Genomic DNA, 16,447 nt, shown 5'->3' with positions numbered 1-16,447 from the left:
GTTTGGCTCTTTTCTTAAGGCTTTCTTAAACTTTGCTGCTATGGAACAAGGGGCTGATTTCCGCTCCAGGGTGCTCGCTTTCCGCGGGGCGGGCGGTGAGCCTTCTCGGCTTTGCCTGCGGGGTCTCACCTTCCCGCTAATCCCATAGGAGTCTCGCACCTTACACTCCAATCAACCTGGTTTAACAACGGGATCTCTTCACAGAACCTATTAAACAACAACAATCTTTAAGAAAAGAGCCTTTCTTAAAATTTTGCATACTGCCTTTATTCTGTGCCGGGTGCTGGCTGATCCACTCCCTTGACATGATGACGGTGATGATTTTCCTCAGTTGTATAAAAATCGTAATAATGAACGTGCATTCCATTTCCAACAGGAATGGCAGGCCCGGAGTATGCTTTATAATAATGATTGTGGCCGTCTTCAAATAAGACATATCCTTCAGTGAAATGATAGTGGCCGCCTTCCTCTGATTGTATAGGAGGGGACGTAATATCAAGGCACTGGTGAACATGTCCGTCACTCATTGAAGTATAATCCACCGAACCGTGATTATGGTGCGGGACAAAACCAGATACAAAGTCATCTTTACTAATATTTTTCATGGTAAAATGCCTCTCTTTCAATGGGTTTTATAAAATATATGAATTTTTGCATGATTTATCCCCTTTTAATTGGCAGTGAAATCCCGCAGCTGTTCAGAAGGATTGATGCGGCAAAATAATTAAACGGCTATTTGCCTTGACATGGAAAGCGTTTCACAAATTATAATCATGTAAATTCCCGGCTGGCGTTAGCTTGTCATTTTAAGTGCGTGACGGCCGGGTTTCTATCCCCGTTTTCATGTTCTCCTCTTTTTTTCTCAAACTTTAAGTTAAAATTCCCATCTCTTTCGCTATTGCTGGCTTTCTTTGATAAAATCAGGGTAAAGACTATTATTCCTGTATGAGCGGGCATAGAATCGGGTACTGTCTGTATCATGATTCGTCCAATCGGATGCGATCAGCTCTGCAGCGTATATTTGCGAAGATATAGAGCACATGTTATAAATAATGAAAAATGGATAAAAAACGCCTTTATTAATAGAAGTGCGTATAACTGGAAATGGAGAAGATCATGTCACTACAATCCAAGTATTTAGCAGGAATTTCGCTTGCAGTAATGGGTGCGGGCTTCATTGGTACAATCCCCGCAGAAGGCTCGCTGATCGGGCGAATTGCCCAAAGCGGTTTTGAAGCCGGCCTCGTCGGGGGACTTGCCGACTGGTTTGCAGTAACAGCTTTATTCAGGAGGCCATTTGGACTGCCTATCCCTCATACAGCATTACTGCCAAAAAACAGAAAAACGATTATCAGTAAGCTGATCAGTCTGATTGAAAATGATTGGCTTACAAAGGAAAGCATCATTAATAAGCTTTCAGGCATCAGCTTAACTGAAAAAGCAATCGGCCTTACAGAAAAGCAGCTTTATACAAGCACAGTGAAAAAGGCTCTTCAGTCATTCCTGATTACTGCGGTTAAAAAAATCAGCCCTGAGAAAATAGCACCGCTAATAGAAAGGGAATTGAAGAGTTATGCCTCTGATTTCGATTTAAAGCCTGCTGTTGAATTTTTGGCGAACGCGGTCATTGGCAATAAGGCAGATGAAAAAGTGCTTGATTATACCCTGCATTCTGTCGCGAAATGGACTGAAAAGGAATCCTCCAAGTTTCAGATGGGGCATGTGATTATGACGGCCCTTCAGAATAAAGAATGGGAAGGATTTATGAAAATAGCTGTAAAGTCCGTCCTTAGCATGCTTGATGAAGAGAAAATCGGACGGGTGGTCCAGGAGTTTGCGCTTAATGAGATTTACAATGTTCTTCAAAAAGAACATCCAAACAGGGTGAAAATCCTTGCTGCTATCCGTGTAAATTTAATTAAAGTCAGTTCTAATGAAGACGTGCTCGGCAGGCTGGAAACTTGGAAAAAGTCTGCTGTAAGCGGCATTTCTGCTGAAGGACCCATTACAGATTTGCTTGCAGGCGTCCAGGACAAACTCCTTGCATTCGCCGAAAAACCTGAAACGGTTGAAACGTATGTGCTTCCTGTTATTCAAAACGGAATCAACTCATTGAAGAGTAATCCTGAAACAATGATTAAAATTGAGCTTTGGGTCCAAAAACAAATTGTCGCGGCGATAGAAGCCAATCATAATAAGATTGGGAAGCTCGTTAAGGAAAACCTTGATAAGCTTGATGATAAAACCTTGATTGATATGATAGAAAACAACGTCGGGAAAGATCTGCAATGGATCCGTGTAAATGGAGCCATCTGCGGATTTATCATAGGCCTTCTTTTAGCCGGATTAAAATTGATTTTTTAAATGCCTGCCTCTGGTGAAGGGAGATTTGGCCAATTGCTGACTGGTGCGGTTATTGGCCATCTGCAGCAATGAACAGAAAAGATTAAAAGATTCTATTTAAAAATGAAAGAATAAAAAATAGGGAGTGCTGATATATGGCTGAAATTAATTGGAGAAGTGAAATTGAAAGAAGAAAAATCGAATTATTGGCAGATGCGCAAAACCTGCTGAAAATCAAAAGTGTACTGGATGAGGAAAATCCTTTACCCGAAGCTCCATTCGGGCAGGGCGTCAGAGAAGCCCTCGATTATATGCTTCAATTGGGAGAGAAAGACGGTTTTGCTGTAAAAAACACGGATAACGTGGCAGGCCACATCGAAATGGGACAGGGAGAAGAGCTTGTAGGCATTCTTTGCCATGTGGATGTTGTACCAGAGGGTGACGGATGGAGCTCCGATCCCTTTGGAGGAGAAGTAAGGGACGGCAAACTATTTGCCCGCGGGGCCATCGACGACAAAGGGCCGACAATGGCCGCTTATTATGCCATGAAAGTTGTTAAAGAACTCGGCCTGCCTTTAAATAAGCGTATCAGGATGATTATCGGGACGGATGAGGAATCACAATGGAGATGTGTGGACAGGTATTTCCAGACGGAAGAGATGCCGACTCTCGGTTTTGCACCGGATGCGGATTTTCCGATTATAAATGCCGAAAAAGGAATCTGGGATTTTTATATTAAGCAAAAGCCTGCACTTGCTGAGGAAAAACAGGCTGGGGCGGAATTGATTGAATTTTCATCAGGACGCAGAATGAATATGGTGCCTGACCATGCATTCGCAAGACTAAAGGGAGAACATGCTGTTGAAATTACTAAAAAGTTTAATCAATACTTAAGCAAACACTCTCTAAAAGGAAAAGCAGTCTTTGAAGAGGATATTGCAGTTTTGGAGCTTGAAGGAGTTTCCGCACATGGCATGGAGCCTAATAATGGCGTGAATGCAGGCCTGCATCTGGCGTCCTTTTTAGCGGATTTGGAAATGCCGCAGCATGCGAAGGAATATTTTACTTTCGTGAAAGAATACCTTTTCGGTGACTCACGAGGAAACAAACTTGGCATTGCATTTTCTGATGATATTACCGGGGACCTGACAATGAATGCCGGAAAATTGTCTTACAATATACTTGAAGGCGGACAAATCGGTTTCACTATGCGCTATCCTGTTACCTATCAATGGGAAGAGGGAAAGCAAAAGCTGGATGAATTGCTAAGCGGACTTAATTTGTATACTGAAACACTTTCAAACTCTGTTCCGCATCATGTGGAGAGTGACAGCTTCCTGGTTCAAACGCTGCAAAAGGTGTATGAAGAGGAAACTGGAGAAAAAGCAGACTTATTTTCCATTGGCGGGGGCACCTATGCCCGCTCGTTAAAAGAAGGAGTGGCATTTGGGCCGTTATTTCCGGGAAGCGAGGATATTGCCCACCAAAAGGACGAATACATTGTTATTGAAGATATGTTAAAAGCAGCAGCAATTTATGCTCATGCAATTTATGAACTAGCAAAGTAATGTAAAAGGGGGAATCATTGGGATGGGGAAAATGATTTTAAACGGGGAAATCAAGGAACGGAAAGAAATCAGGCTTGATGTGGATGACCGGGGATATCAGTTTGGGGATGGAATATACGAAGTCATCAGGATCTATAATGGAACCATGTTTGCTGCAGAAGAACATTTAACACGCCTTCTTGATAGCGCAAAAAAAATCAGGATTTCTGTTCCTTATACAGTTGCTGAGATGGCGGAACAGCTAAACAGGCTTATCAAAGAAGATGGTATAGAGTTTGGTACTTTATATATGCAATTCACCAGAGGCGTATCGCCAAGGAACCATGCTTTTCCTGGCCCTGAAACAAATCCGGTTTATATCGCTTATACAAAAAACGTTGAATATAAAGGCAAGGCAGCTGCTGGCGTAAAGGTCTTAACAGAAGATGATATCCGATGGCTGCGCTGTGATATTAAAAGCTTAAATCTGCTCGGCAACATCCTTGCTAAACAAAAGGCATCCGAATCCGGCTGTTTTGAAGCGATCCTGCATCGCAGCGGAAGAGTGACAGAGGGAAGCTCCTCGAATGTCTCTATTGTTAGCAATGGTACGGTCTTGACGCACCCTTCCGATAATTTCATATTAAATGGAATTTCACGGCAGGTTATGCTGAAGCTATGCAAGGAAAATGGAATTCCCTTTGAAGAAAAGCCTTTTACACTAGAAGAACTGCTGAATGCTGATGAGGTATTCCTTACTGGAACAACAATTGAGGTTGCCCCTGTTGCGGAAATTAACGGCAAAGCAATCGGCAGCGGAAAAATAGGCAAGATAACCGCAAAATTGCAGCAGCTTTTTGAAGAAGAAATTGAGAGGCAATGCGGCTCGCTTGCACGCTGATTACACAGGCTTTAATTCTGCACGGTACTGAAATCAGCCATCTAATTCCATAGCAGCAAAGTTTACGAAAACAGCCATAAAAAGAGACCCTCCTTTTACCATGTCAAGGCCCGATTCAGGAAGACGGGCTTCGGCTTTAAGGGGGGGTTTTTCTTTGCTTTAGGAAAAAGGCTGTGTTGTCCGGGAGGATAAAGAGTTCATGATTGGTTTATGATAAAATAAAAAAGGAAAAGGAAGGGAAAAAGACCATGGCTTATCAAAATCACTTCTTCTTTGCGTTATCATTGCCGGACGAAACCAAATCATTTATCAGCCAGCAGGCCAGCCGTATCAAAGAGGAGTTTGCATTTAAAAAGTGGCTGCATAGAGAGGATTATCATATTACCCTGGCTTTTCTTGGCGATGCTCCACATGACATGAGGAATCTTGCCCTGCAGCTGGCTGGGCAGGAGCTGGAAAATGAAAAGGGATTTGAACTGGCCATCAGTGAAATCGGCCTATTTGGGCAAGACCATTCACCCAGGATTCTCTGGGCTGGTGTCGAGCGGGAGGAACGCCTTCTTCATATTCAGCAGAAAGTGTTCCAGGCATGTCTGAAAGCAGGATTTCAGCTTGATAAGAAGCCCTTTAAGCCGCATATTACCATTGCACGGAGATATGCTGGCGATTCACCCTTTTCTTTGGAGAAAATCGATAAAACAGCAAACTCAGAAAGCCAGCACCGCTTTCGGGCATCTGGTATTACACTTTACCAATCACATATAGGCGAAATGCCTTCTTATGAGCCGATTGTAAGAATAGAATTGATTTAGCGAATAACAAGAACGGGTGGTGACCTTTTGGGCCAGCTCATAAAATTACAGGATTATATTTCAAGATATGAACAAGATATTTACCGATACCCTATACAATTCGTACGCCTGAAACAGCAGCAATGGGAGAAGGTGAAGGCAGCCTATCTAGCTGGCGAGCTTGAGAAGCATTATGGAGGAACCGGCTACTCTGAGGAAGATGACGAGCTGTACATTTCTGAAAAGACAGGAATACTGTCAAAAATGAAAAATATGTTTGCCAGAAACGATAGGAAGGATGAACAAGTGGAGGAACAGGCGGGGACTGCCCCGGAAAACGTCAATGTGTTTTCCCTTCACATTCCTGCACGGCCAGAAAGCCTCGATGAGCTTAAGCAGACATTTCTCAATCAGCTTCTCCGTTTTCAGATGAAGTGGGGGAGTTCAACCCTTTATGAAAAGTCTTTCATCGACCAAGGCTTTATCCTTGATGAAAAGCTTCGTTTTTTTCTGCAGCGTTTTCCGGATACATGCCTAGTTTTATATAAGCCTATCTTTCTATTGAAAAATGCGCCAGTAGAAGCTGAATGCATTTTGATTACCCCTACTGAAGTTTGGTGCCTCTCTTTCCTTGAGGGTGAAGAGGATGCTGCTTTTGAAGGGTCCAATGAACGCTTCTGGATGAAAAGGCATCATATTCATCCGGATAAAAAGGTGCTGAATCCCATGCTTTCTATAAAGCGGATGGAACAGATTGTTTCTGGGATACTATCACTTTATGAGGTTACTCTTCCTGTTAAAAAAGCTATTCTTTCAAGAAATGGTTACATTGATTATCCTCTGTCTCCATTTGATGTACAGCTGCTGGATAAACGGCACTTTCCAGATTGGTTCAAGCGTATGAGAAGCTCGCAGACACCATTAAAGCATCAGCAGCTGAAGGCGGCACAGGCCCTGCTTGAATACTGCCAGACAACCTCCAGCAGAAGACAAGAATGGAATCAGGAAACGCAGGAGACCAGACATGATGAATCAACCACTTAAGCTTAGGACAGATCTATTAAAGCCGTTTTTCTTCATTATTAACCCGGAGGCCCGGAATAAGGGAAGCAAGAAGGTGTGGGAGGAAGTTGAGGGCATTCTGCAGGCAAAAGGAGTTCCTTATCATTATTATTTTACTGAAAGAAAAGGCCATGCACTTGAGCTTGCCCGTAAGATATGGATGGAAAACAAAGAAAAGACATGGGTAATTGCAGTAGGCGGAGACGGGACTCTGCATGAAGTTATCCATGCAGCAGCAGGCCTTGATCATGCAATGGTTGGCTGTGTGCCTGCAGGATCAGGGAATGACTTTTCCAGAGGGATACAGCAAACAGCAAGTGCAAAAGAAGTAATGAAGCTTCTTTTGGAGAGTGCGGCGCTTCCTTCCTGCAGAATAGATGCAGGAGTATTTGAAACGGGCAGCAAGCATGGTTTTTTTGTCAATAGCATTGGTATTGGGTTTGATGCTGAAATCACCTATGAAGCCGAGCATTCTCTCTGGAAGAAGCGGTTCAATGCCCTGAAAGCCGGAAAATTAATTTATCTTATCACATTTATAAAAAAGTTATTTACATATAAAAGAGCGGATATGGAAGTAATTATAGATGGAAAACATTATTCCTTCAGGCGCGTGTGGTTTGTTGTGGCAGCCAATCAGCCATACTTTGGCGGAGGGATTAAGATTTCACCGCATGCCTCACCCTATGACAGGCAGCTCAACATTCTTGCTGTTCATGATCTTTCCCATATAAAGCTGCTTTTTATTTTTATAACCGTTTTTTGGGGCGGCCATTTGAAACTGAAAAACGTGGAATCATTTACTGGGGAAACAATGACTATCCGCTCCGCTCAGGATTCGCTGATTCAGGCAGACGGAGAAATCATTGGCACAAAAGAGCTTTCAGTGTCGCTTGCTTCTGACCAAATTTCTGTATTGGCAAAAAAAGCGCTGAAAAAGAATGAAGAAGCATAAAGAAATTTAAATTGTATAAACGTGAAATACCAGCTATTATCTTGATTAGGTATATTTTACTATTGATTTTAAACGTTAATTTCAAATTATACTACTTGACGTATAATCATCTTTTCAACTAAAATTTATATGATAGCTATTGTCCTATTGCCAAATAGCTGTCTTTTTTCATTTTAATCATTATTTTAAAAAACTTTATATTCCATTTTAGCCATACATAGTTTCCAAAGTTGTTTTTGCTCACTGCTGTTTTGGCAGAGCATATATCGGATTGATCGTGTGATTTCGATTTTAGAAGCTGATTTGTTATAATAAATATTTGTATTTGGCAAGGCGTCCAGCCTTTTTTTGGTGAACCGGGGCGCTACCGCCGTTTCTTTAACACCAGGGGTTATAAAGTGAGGAAATTGAAGGTGAACCATTTGGAACATTTATTAGGTCAGGAGTGGGATATATTTCCTGCTGGAGGAGCTACAGGAGAAGCCTTCATTGCTATTAATAATGAACAAAAGCTTTTTCTTAAACGCAATTCCTCACCGTTTTTAGCCGTTCTGTCCGCTGAAGGAATTGTGCCTAAGCTGATATGGACCCGGCGGCTGGAAAATGGGGACGTCATAACAGCACAGCACTGGTTAGACGGAAGGGAGCTTTCCCATCAGGAAATGAATGAAGAGCAGGTTGCGAAGCTGCTACGGAAAATCCATCAGTCCAAACCTTTATTGAGCATGCTGAAAAGGCTTGGCAAATCTCCTTTAAGACCTGAAAGCATTTTTTCGCAAATTGAATGCAGCTTGGATGATGAAATAAAAAAAATCCCTGAAGTTGTTCAGGGAATGGATTTTTTGCGCAGTCATCTGCTGCTGATAGAATGCGATGAAAATGTCGTCTGCCATTGCGACGTTAACCATAACAACTGGCTGTATACGGAAACAGATGAACTATACCTGATTGACTGGGATGGGGCTATGATAGCTGATCCAGCCATTGACTTAGGTACACTGCTTTATTCTTATGTCCCTAGAGATGACTGGGAATCATGGCTTGAACGCTATGGCATGACTCTTGATGCAGGGCTTGAAATCCGGATGAAGTGGCATGTGATTTCACAGGCAATAGCTTCTATACAATGGCATAAATCGAAAAATCGCCTGGAAGAAATGGAGCGTGTTATCAGCAAGCTGAAAACCATTCTGTAAAGCCTGCTGTCACGAATATTCCCCTATATCATCCACCCATTGAGTCAATTGTCCTTTATGGGAAGTGATATGCTCATCTAAATCGCCGGAGTTGATTCCGCCCTGGCTGTACCGGTATATTTCTTCCAATACATTTTTTACATTTTGGTGGACATCCATATTGACCATCAATGATTTAACAAGGCGTTCGACCTGTTCGCACTCTGAAATTGAACCGCAGCAATCGCTTTGGTGATTGTTCAATATATCCTTTAAAAGAGAAACTTGATGTTCATGGGAAAGCGGCATGCATGATACCCCCTTTATGAGTTTATCTGTAGGGTGCTTATCTCCCTAAAAGATTATACTGGAAATTATTTTGTGTGCCGTCCATTCCCGGGCGGTCTTTTTAGTGATCTGGTTTTATTATCAAGCTGCTGTTCTTTTCTTGCCGATTATAAAATCATGCTTGCGAAAAGCCCTGCTGTCATGGTATGGTTTGAACGAAATAAATATATAGGGGTGTCATCATGCGTGTAAGAAATAAGCCCTGGGCTGAAAGCAGAATGAACGATTTTCCTCAATACATGATTCAGCAGGCAGAAAGCCATAAAGGAAAGTGGCACGAAGTATTTGGAAATAATAATCCGCTTTATATAGAGGTAGGAACGGGTAAAGGGCGTTTTATCACGGAAATGGCAAAGGCGCATCCTGATGTGAATTTTCTCGGGATAGAGCTAAACCGGAATGTGCTGGTGACAGCTCTGGATCTTTTGATTGAAGAAGAATTGCCTAACCTGAAGCTGATGGTAGAAAATGCAGCTGAATTGCAGAAATGTTTTGCAAAGGGCGAAGTTTCGCGGGTATATCTCAACTTTTCGGATCCTTGGCCAAAAACTCGCCATGCTAAAAGGCGCCTGACCCACTCATCCTTTCTTTCCGTATACGAAGATATTCTTCCGGAAAAAGGAGAAATACACTTTAAGACAGATAATCAGGGATTATTCGAATCCTCGCTGTTAAGCATTTCACAGTATGGAATGCTTCTGACATTCATCAGTCTGGATCTTCATAACAGCGATTATGAAGGAAATATCATGACTGAATATGAAGAAAAGTTCTCAAGTAAAGGCAGCCGGATCTACAGGCTTGAAGCAGCATTTAACAATTGATCGTGAAGAAAAGCTCCCATACAGGTTAATCAACCTGTATGGGAGCTTTTTATTGGCTATGTTATTTAAAGGCGATTTCCTTAAACTTTGCTGCTATGGAACAAGGTGGCTGATTTCCGCTCCAGGATGCTCGCTTTCCACGCAAGCGGTGAGCCTCCTCGGCTGCGCCTGCGGGGTCTCACCTTCCCGCTAATCCCGCAGGAGTCTCGCACCTTACGCTCCAATCAACCTGGCTTAACAACGGAATCGCCTCAAAGATTCATTAAAATACAACAATCTTTAAGAAAAGTGCATATTTAAGATTATTCACCTTTTACATGTGCTGGGGTGTTTTATTCCATTTTTTACTAAAGCACCCCGTTAGTGAAAAAGCGTCTCAACTATTGTCATAACGCAACCTTTGTGCTTAAAAAGGGTTAATTTGTTTTTCCCTTCTGTTTCCTCCTGTAAAGATAGCGCCACGTATAAAAGGTAATCAATGCAATTACTAACAATACGCATAGAACATAATTATAGGTAAGGCCCCCGATAAACAGAAATAAGATTCCTATAATAAAAGCTGGCACTGTAATATAAAACCACATTCTAACTTCATTATTTTTAAAACTTAGTTCGAATCGTTCACTCATACTCCACCCCATTTTAATTAACAAACATTTCATTAAATTAATCATATTTTAACATAATTTTACAGTTCAGAGAGGCCTTTTGAAAAACCAGCCTTTACCTTTTACATAGTCTTTTTATTGGATTTCCTTATGCAAGAAGAGGCTGTACAAGCGATTCTGCTTTTTTATCCAGCTCCAGCACCTAGCCCGCTGTTCAAAAGAGGCTTTGGTCTCAGAGGGAAAGAGCGCCTCCAAGTCCAAAACCCTATTCACTTCACGGTCTATACAGAATCTCCCTCTTTTTTAAATATTTTTAATTGTTAATCATTAATGGTAGACTGGGGTAAAAGGGGGATGGTTATGGAAACGCTTCAAATTGGTGATATTACTTTAACTTGGCTGGATGGCGGGGTTACAAATCTTGATGGCGGGGCGATGTTTGGCGTAGTCCCAAAACCGCTCTGGTCCAAAAAGTATCCTCATAATGCAAATAATCAGATTGAATTAAGGACTGATCCTATTTTGGTGCAGGCGAATGGCCTTAATTTGCTGATCGATTCGGGAATCGGCAGCGGAAAGCTTTCTGAAAAACAGCGCAGGAATTATGGGGTAACGGAGGAGTCACGCTTGGCGGAAGGTTTGGGCAGTCTGGGTTTAAGTGAAGATGATATTGATTATGTGCTGATGACCCATCTGCATTTTGATCATGCATGCGGTCTTACCAAACGAGAGGGAGATGAATGGGTCCCTGTTTTTAAAAAGGCAAAAATTATCACTTCGCAGGTTGAATGGGATGAAATGAGAAATCCCAATATTCGTTCACGAAATACATATTGGCAGGAAAACTGGATGGCAATCAGCGATTCTGTCATTCCTTTTCAGGATGAAAAGGTTATCACAGAAGGAATAAAAATGGTTCATACAGGCGGGCATAGTGACGGACACAGTGTCATTTTGATGGAAAGCGGGGGAGACCAGCTGATTCATATGGCAGATCTAATGCCGACCCACGCCCATGCTAACGTTTTATGGGTGCTTGCCTTTGATGACTATCCAATGGATTCGGTCTTCCAAAAGCAAAAGTGGATGGGGCATGGACTTGAGAATGAAGTCTGGTACAGTTTTTATCATGATGCAATCTACCGTGCTGTTAAGTGGGACAAAAGCGGGAAGGAAATTCAGGAAGCTGTAAAAAGGGACCGCAAGGCATAATAAGGCTGGAAAAAATATAGCTCTTATTGCCTGGCTATTAACCGCCGGGCATAAGAGCCATAACTTTCAGCTTTTTGGGATAAGGTCAAGCACGGTTCCAGTTTCGGCATCAGCAACAAATTCAAACTGCTCCTGGCTGCCGTCTACATGCCTTGTAATGCCGCCTTTATAAACTGTATAGTCCAGATTAAATTTTTCATAAGCTTCAGGCTTCATCAAAATCCAGGCTCCATAAATCTTTCCATCTTTTTTGACAAAATTCTTCACATTCGACAAAACCTTTTCTGGTGAAGGCTGCCCTGATTCATTCAATATCTGTTTAACAGCGAATCCTGCTGCAAACCCTGCGGCTGCACCTGCAAATAAAGATTTCCAATTCATATTGTTCCCCTCCGATTTTAGATGAATCTCTCCTAAGTATACAGAAATATGTTATGAATTCCTACTTATTGAAACATCATAGAGGGGAAAGCAGAAGATTTTAAATGGAAAGTAGCTTTAATTTTCTGTAAAATGGATACGTACATAATAAGTTGATAGTAAGGGGTAGAGGAAATGGATCAAGAAACCTTATCAATGTTTAAAACCTTGACTGAGCTTCCGGGAATTGCCGGCAATGAGCATCAAGTCAGGAAGTTTATGCGTTCTGAACTGGAAAAATACAGTGATGAAATTATACAGGATAAACTCGGCAGTATTTTTGGCGTAAAAAAAGGTGATGCCAGCGGCCCTAAAGTAATGGTAGCAGGCCATATGGATGAAGTGGGCTTTATGGTTACTTCCTTCACAGAAAATGGCATGATCCGCTTTCAGCCAATCGGCGGGTGGTGGAGCCAGGTCATGCTTGCTCAAAGAGTGGAAATCATCACAGACAACGGTCCCGTAATCGGGGTGATTGGATCGATTCCTCCGCATCTCCTTGAAGAACATCAGCGTTCAAAGCCAATGGAAATCAAGAATATGATGATTGATATTGGTGCAGATGACCAGGAGGATGTAAAACGGCTTGGCATTAAGCCCGGACAGGCTATTGTACCGATTTGTCCGTTTACACCTATGGCAAATGAAAAAAAGATCATGGCAAAAGCGTGGGATAACCGGTATGGCTGCGGCCTGGCGATTGAATTGCTAAAGGATCTGAAGGATGAAACTCTTCCGAATCTTTTATTCTCCGGTGCGACTGTACAGGAAGAAGTCGGTCTGAGAGGGGCCCAGACTGCTTCCTATATGATTAGCCCTGATATTTTCTTTGCGCTTGATGCAAGCCCTGCAAATGATATGTCAGGCAGCAAAACTGAGTTTGGCCAGCTGGGTAAAGGTCCGCTCCTTCGAATTCTAGACAGATCTATGGTTACACATAAAGGAATGAGGGAATTTATTCTCGACACGGCAGAATCCAATGGAATCCCTTACCAGTACTTTGTTTCTCCGGGCGGCACGGATGCTGGAAAAGTCCACCTTTCTAAAGAGGGAGTTCCAAGCAGCGTGATTGGCATTTGTTCAAGGTACATCCATACACATGCATCAATAATCCATATTGATGATTATGCAGCAGCAAGAGAGCTCCTTGGCAAGCTTGTAAAAGCATGTGACTGGTCCACAGTGGAATCCATCAGGCAAAATGGATAAAAAGCTTATTTTAAAATGAGCCAGTGATTTAGGGCGTTAAATGGAAGCAGTTCAGGGAATCTTCTTTTAGAGGATGGTCCCCTTTATTATTTTCCCTTTAGCGTTTTTTTTTGATTTTTAAGTTTCTGGAGTGATGAATAATGTTAAAGGTTGCAGTCGGCAGCAAAAATCCTGCAAAGGTGAAGGCAGTCGAGAAAGCTTATGAGAATATCGATATAGAAATTATATCCCTTGATGCAGCATCAGGAGTGGCAGCACAGCCATTTTCAGATGAGGAAACGATAGAGGGAGCAATAAACCGGGCTAAGGCGAGCAGGGATCATTCCGGGGCAAGCATTGGAATTGGCCTTGAAGGAGGCGTTGTTCAGACGAAATACGGGTTGTTTGTCTGCAATTGGGGTGCCATGGCTGTGGGACAGGAGGTATTTTTAGCAGGAGGCGCACGGATTTTGCTTCCTGAAAAAATTGCGGAAAGACTGAAGGAAGGGGCTGAGCTTGGCCCTTTGATGGATGAATATACAAAACGGCCTGATATTAGGAAGAAGGAGGGGGCAATTGGGGTTTTTACTAATGAACGGCTGTCACGAAGCGAAATGTTCGAGCAAATTGCCTGCATGCTCATCGGCCAATATGAATGTAAGTATACATAAACAGAAAGAGCCCGGGACTAAATATCCCGGGCTCTTTCTGTTTATGATATTTTTTTGCCTGCCGGAGCTTTTCCCTTTTGTTTTCTTTTGAAAAATGCAGGTTTTTTAAAAAGCGGCTTCTTCATTTTTGATTTCTTTGTTTTTTTAGATTTTTTGTTATCAGGTGCGTCTCCAGTTCCATCTAAGTCGAATTGAGATACAACGGATTGAAGGTCAGAAGCAATAAAGCTCAGTTCAGAAGCGGCTTCATTGACTTGATGGATCGCCAATAGCTGGCTTTCGCTTGAAGCACTGACCTCCTGTGAAGCTCCGGCAGATTGTTCAGAAATAAGATAAATTTCAGCCATCTTTTCAGCAAGCGTATGGTTGGAAGATTGAACTAAATTGATGGATTGCTGCACATTGGAGATTTTTGAACTTATTCTTGTTACGTGTTCTACGATTTTTTCGAATGCCTGTTTTGTATAAGCGACCGAATTGCTTTGGACTGTTTTATATTCATTGAATTTTTGAGCCTCTGACATCAGCTTGTCCATTTGTTTATTCATCGTCTGAATAAGATCTTGAATGGACTGCGCCTCTTTCTTTGAACGTTCAGCAAGCTTTCTTACTTCCTTGGCCACTACGCCAAAACCTCGGCCTGCATCACCTGCGCGGGCTGATTCGATGGCTGCGTTCAGGGCAAGCAAGTCCGTATTTTCTGCAATTTCCTGGATTGTCCCGACAATGCCCGATATGCTGCGTGATTTTTCTGAAGCACTCTGGATTTGAACGGTTAAATGATTGGCGAGCCCTAAAAATTGCTCTGATGTTTCCTGAAGGCTTTCAACTGTGCTGAGTCCTTCCTGGCCTTCTTTTTCCGTTTCTTCAGCTTCTGCGGCAATTTCGCGGCTGACCTGCTCAGTTTGCTGAATGGAGCTGGAAACGCTTTTCATAATTGCGTTGCTTTCTTCAAGCTCGGCAGATTGATGTGTTGCACCTGCAGCCACTTGTTTAATTGACACGTTTACTTGATTGGATTGTGCAGAGGTTTCTTCTGAAATAGCGGCAAGGTGCTGTGAGGAGGCATTCAGCTTATCAGCTGAGCTTCTGACACCTGTCAGGGAGTTCCTTACCATTTCGGCCATCCTATTAAATGTTGCTGCAAGTGCGACCATTTCATCTTTTCTTTTCATAATGACCCGGTGATTAAGGTTGCCGCTGCCGATTTTTTCAGCACCTGTCTTAAGTGCGGCAATAGATGATTGAATCGTTCTTAATAGTACAATTCCCACTGTAATAAGAGTAATAATAACCAGGATACTGATAACAAGTGAAGCAAAGGCGAAACTTTTTGTTTTGTCCTGCATCTTCTGGTCAAGTATTGCCTGTTCCTTGCTGACAATCGTTTCTAATTCAGCAGCTGCATTTTCGATTTCCTGTCCTGTCGAATCAAATGAAACAGATAATTCTTTTGATTTTAAATATCCGGCAACGAGAGAGCTCATGGCATTTGTATAGTTCTGCAGACTTTGTGCAAGGGATTTCTTTACTGCTGCAGAAAGACTTGAGCTATTCAGGCTGTTTTGCAGGTCTGAAACTCTGGTGTTGTATTCACTGAAGGCCCCTTGGTCATTTGTTTTACGATATTGTTTTTCATACATGCGTATAAAAAGGAATTGATCTTCCAGACTTTTATTTTTGGTTTTTGAAAGGGCCTTTTCCATTCCATCTCCAAACTGGGTGATCTGTCCGGAAATGCCTTCACTGTCGTTGTACCCGATCATTTCATATGTAGAGATCAGTTTTGCATAGCTTTTTGAGTAGGCTTTGGCGCTTTCCTCAATGACTTTGAATTGCTTAGAGATATTAGGATTTGATTTGTAGTCCTCCTTAAGTGAAGCAGCTTCATATTGCACTTTGTTAATGCTTTGTGACACTATTTTACTGCTTGCGATTTGGGGATTCTTCAAATATTGCCTTTCGAACTTTCGGGTGGTGGCCATTTCATACTTTACATCCTTGCTTTGCCCAACTGCTTTGTTGAGGATTTTTTCCTGGCTGCGTACATCGTTTTGTGTGTTGGAGGCAATCATATTGAATGCGGATAATAATACTGCGCCAGCAACTGACATACAGATTATTAGTCTTATCTTGGCTCTGATCGTTTTCATTGGGTCCTCCCTGTTTTGTTTTTTTTTGATAAGCTGATGCACCGGTAATGGATCGGTGGGACTATATACCCTTTTTATCGGACAGAATTCCGGAAAACTAATAGAATTTATGAAATATTAACTATATTTTAATTTTTAACTTTTTTTCAGTCCCTATAACTTGCCTCCTGGCATGGAGATACAGTGGCTTTCCCAAGCACTGCGGTTCAATAAAGCGAAAAATAAGGCATAGGCAGCTTCTGTTCATATGCG

Annotated in this window: 15 protein-coding genes; 11 read left to right on the top strand and 4 right to left on the bottom strand. The window is 42.2% G+C overall.

Going from position 1 to position 16,447, the window contains the following annotated elements:
* Positions 1-266: 266 nt before the first annotated feature.
* Positions 267-605 (bottom strand): YmaF family protein, encoded by a 339-nt coding sequence (locus BM126_RS12440; RefSeq protein WP_090989805.1) that lies wholly within the window; start codon positions 603-605, stop codon positions 267-269.
* Positions 606-1,116: 511 nt separating this feature from the next.
* On the opposite strand from BM126_RS12440, the gene BM126_RS12435 reads away from it, so the two are divergent.
* The 7 genes from BM126_RS12435 (at position 1,117) to BM126_RS12400 (ending at position 8,792) form a co-directional block, all read left to right on the top strand.
* Complete coding sequence (locus BM126_RS12435) at positions 1,117-2,364, top strand: DUF445 domain-containing protein (RefSeq protein WP_090989804.1); 1,248 nt, start codon at positions 1,117-1,119, stop codon at positions 2,362-2,364.
* A gap of 134 nt (positions 2,365-2,498) precedes the next feature.
* Entirely contained in the window at positions 2,499-3,911 is a 1,413-nt protein-coding gene (pepV, locus tag BM126_RS12430) for a dipeptidase PepV (RefSeq protein WP_090989803.1), read from the top strand.
* Positions 3,912-3,933: 22 nt separating this feature from the next.
* The gene (gene dat / locus BM126_RS12425; RefSeq protein ID WP_090989802.1) at positions 3,934-4,791 is read left to right on the top strand and encodes a D-amino-acid transaminase; all 858 of its coding nucleotides are present in this window, start codon (positions 3,934-3,936) and stop codon (positions 4,789-4,791) included.
* Between the two features lie 203 nt (positions 4,792-4,994).
* Positions 4,995-5,603, top strand: a complete 609-nt coding sequence (thpR, locus tag BM126_RS12420) for an RNA 2',3'-cyclic phosphodiesterase (protein WP_090989801.1) — start codon at positions 4,995-4,997, stop codon at positions 5,601-5,603.
* A 27-nt stretch (positions 5,604-5,630) separates the two neighbouring features.
* Positions 5,631-6,626, top strand: a complete 996-nt coding sequence (locus BM126_RS12415; protein WP_090989800.1) for a hypothetical protein — start codon at positions 5,631-5,633, stop codon at positions 6,624-6,626.
* Positions 6,610-7,596, top strand: coding sequence for a diacylglycerol/lipid kinase family protein (locus BM126_RS12410; RefSeq protein WP_177201416.1), 987 nt, complete (start codon positions 6,610-6,612; stop codon positions 7,594-7,596). The genes BM126_RS12415 and BM126_RS12410 overlap by 17 nt, the downstream gene beginning before the upstream one ends.
* A gap of 422 nt (positions 7,597-8,018) precedes the next feature.
* Positions 8,019-8,792, top strand: a complete 774-nt coding sequence (locus BM126_RS12400) for a phosphotransferase family protein (protein ID WP_071352235.1) — start codon at positions 8,019-8,021, stop codon at positions 8,790-8,792.
* Positions 8,793-8,801: 9 nt separating this feature from the next.
* Here the strand turns inward: BM126_RS12400 and BM126_RS12395 are convergent, their stop codons facing one another.
* Positions 8,802-9,080: a YtzH-like family protein gene (locus tag BM126_RS12395; RefSeq protein ID WP_090989797.1), complete on the bottom strand. Its 279-nt coding sequence runs from the start codon at positions 9,078-9,080 to the stop codon at positions 8,802-8,804.
* 221 nt (positions 9,081-9,301) lie between these two features.
* Between BM126_RS12395 and trmB the strand changes: the two genes are divergently transcribed.
* Positions 9,302-9,943, top strand: coding sequence for a tRNA (guanosine(46)-N7)-methyltransferase TrmB (trmB, locus tag BM126_RS12390; RefSeq protein ID WP_090989796.1), 642 nt, complete (start codon positions 9,302-9,304; stop codon positions 9,941-9,943).
* A gap of 968 nt (positions 9,944-10,911) precedes the next feature.
* Positions 10,912-11,763 carry a YtnP family quorum-quenching lactonase gene (locus BM126_RS12380; protein ID WP_090989794.1) on the top strand — a complete coding sequence of 284 codons (852 nt, stop codon included), beginning with the start codon at positions 10,912-10,914 and terminating at the stop codon, positions 11,761-11,763.
* 66 nt (positions 11,764-11,829) lie between these two features.
* Here the strand turns inward: BM126_RS12380 and BM126_RS12375 are convergent, their stop codons facing one another.
* Complete coding sequence (locus BM126_RS12375; RefSeq protein WP_090989793.1) at positions 11,830-12,144, bottom strand: PepSY domain-containing protein; 315 nt, start codon at positions 12,142-12,144, stop codon at positions 11,830-11,832.
* Positions 12,145-12,318: 174 nt separating this feature from the next.
* Here BM126_RS12375 and BM126_RS12370 point away from each other — a divergent pair, with 174 nt between their 5' ends.
* Together BM126_RS12370 and BM126_RS12365 are read left to right on the top strand one after the other, a co-directional pair.
* Positions 12,319-13,392 (top strand): M42 family metallopeptidase, encoded by a 1,074-nt coding sequence (locus BM126_RS12370; RefSeq protein ID WP_090989792.1) that lies wholly within the window; start codon positions 12,319-12,321, stop codon positions 13,390-13,392.
* Between the two features lie 140 nt (positions 13,393-13,532).
* Entirely contained in the window at positions 13,533-14,042 is a 510-nt protein-coding gene (locus BM126_RS12365; RefSeq protein ID WP_090989791.1) for a DUF84 family protein, read from the top strand.
* Between the two features lie 41 nt (positions 14,043-14,083).
* On the opposite strand, the gene BM126_RS12360 is transcribed toward BM126_RS12365, so the two are convergent.
* Entirely contained in the window at positions 14,084-16,195 is a 2,112-nt protein-coding gene (locus tag BM126_RS12360; RefSeq protein WP_090989790.1) for a methyl-accepting chemotaxis protein, read from the bottom strand.
* Between the last annotated feature and the right edge of the window lie 252 nt (positions 16,196-16,447).

This window comes from Bacillus sp. OV322 (genome assembly GCF_900112495.1).
Lineage (GTDB): Bacteria > Bacillota > Bacilli > Bacillales > DSM-1321 > Peribacillus.
The sequence above is the reverse complement of the archived record's forward strand: the minus strand, read 5'-3'. Positions and strand labels throughout refer to the sequence as shown.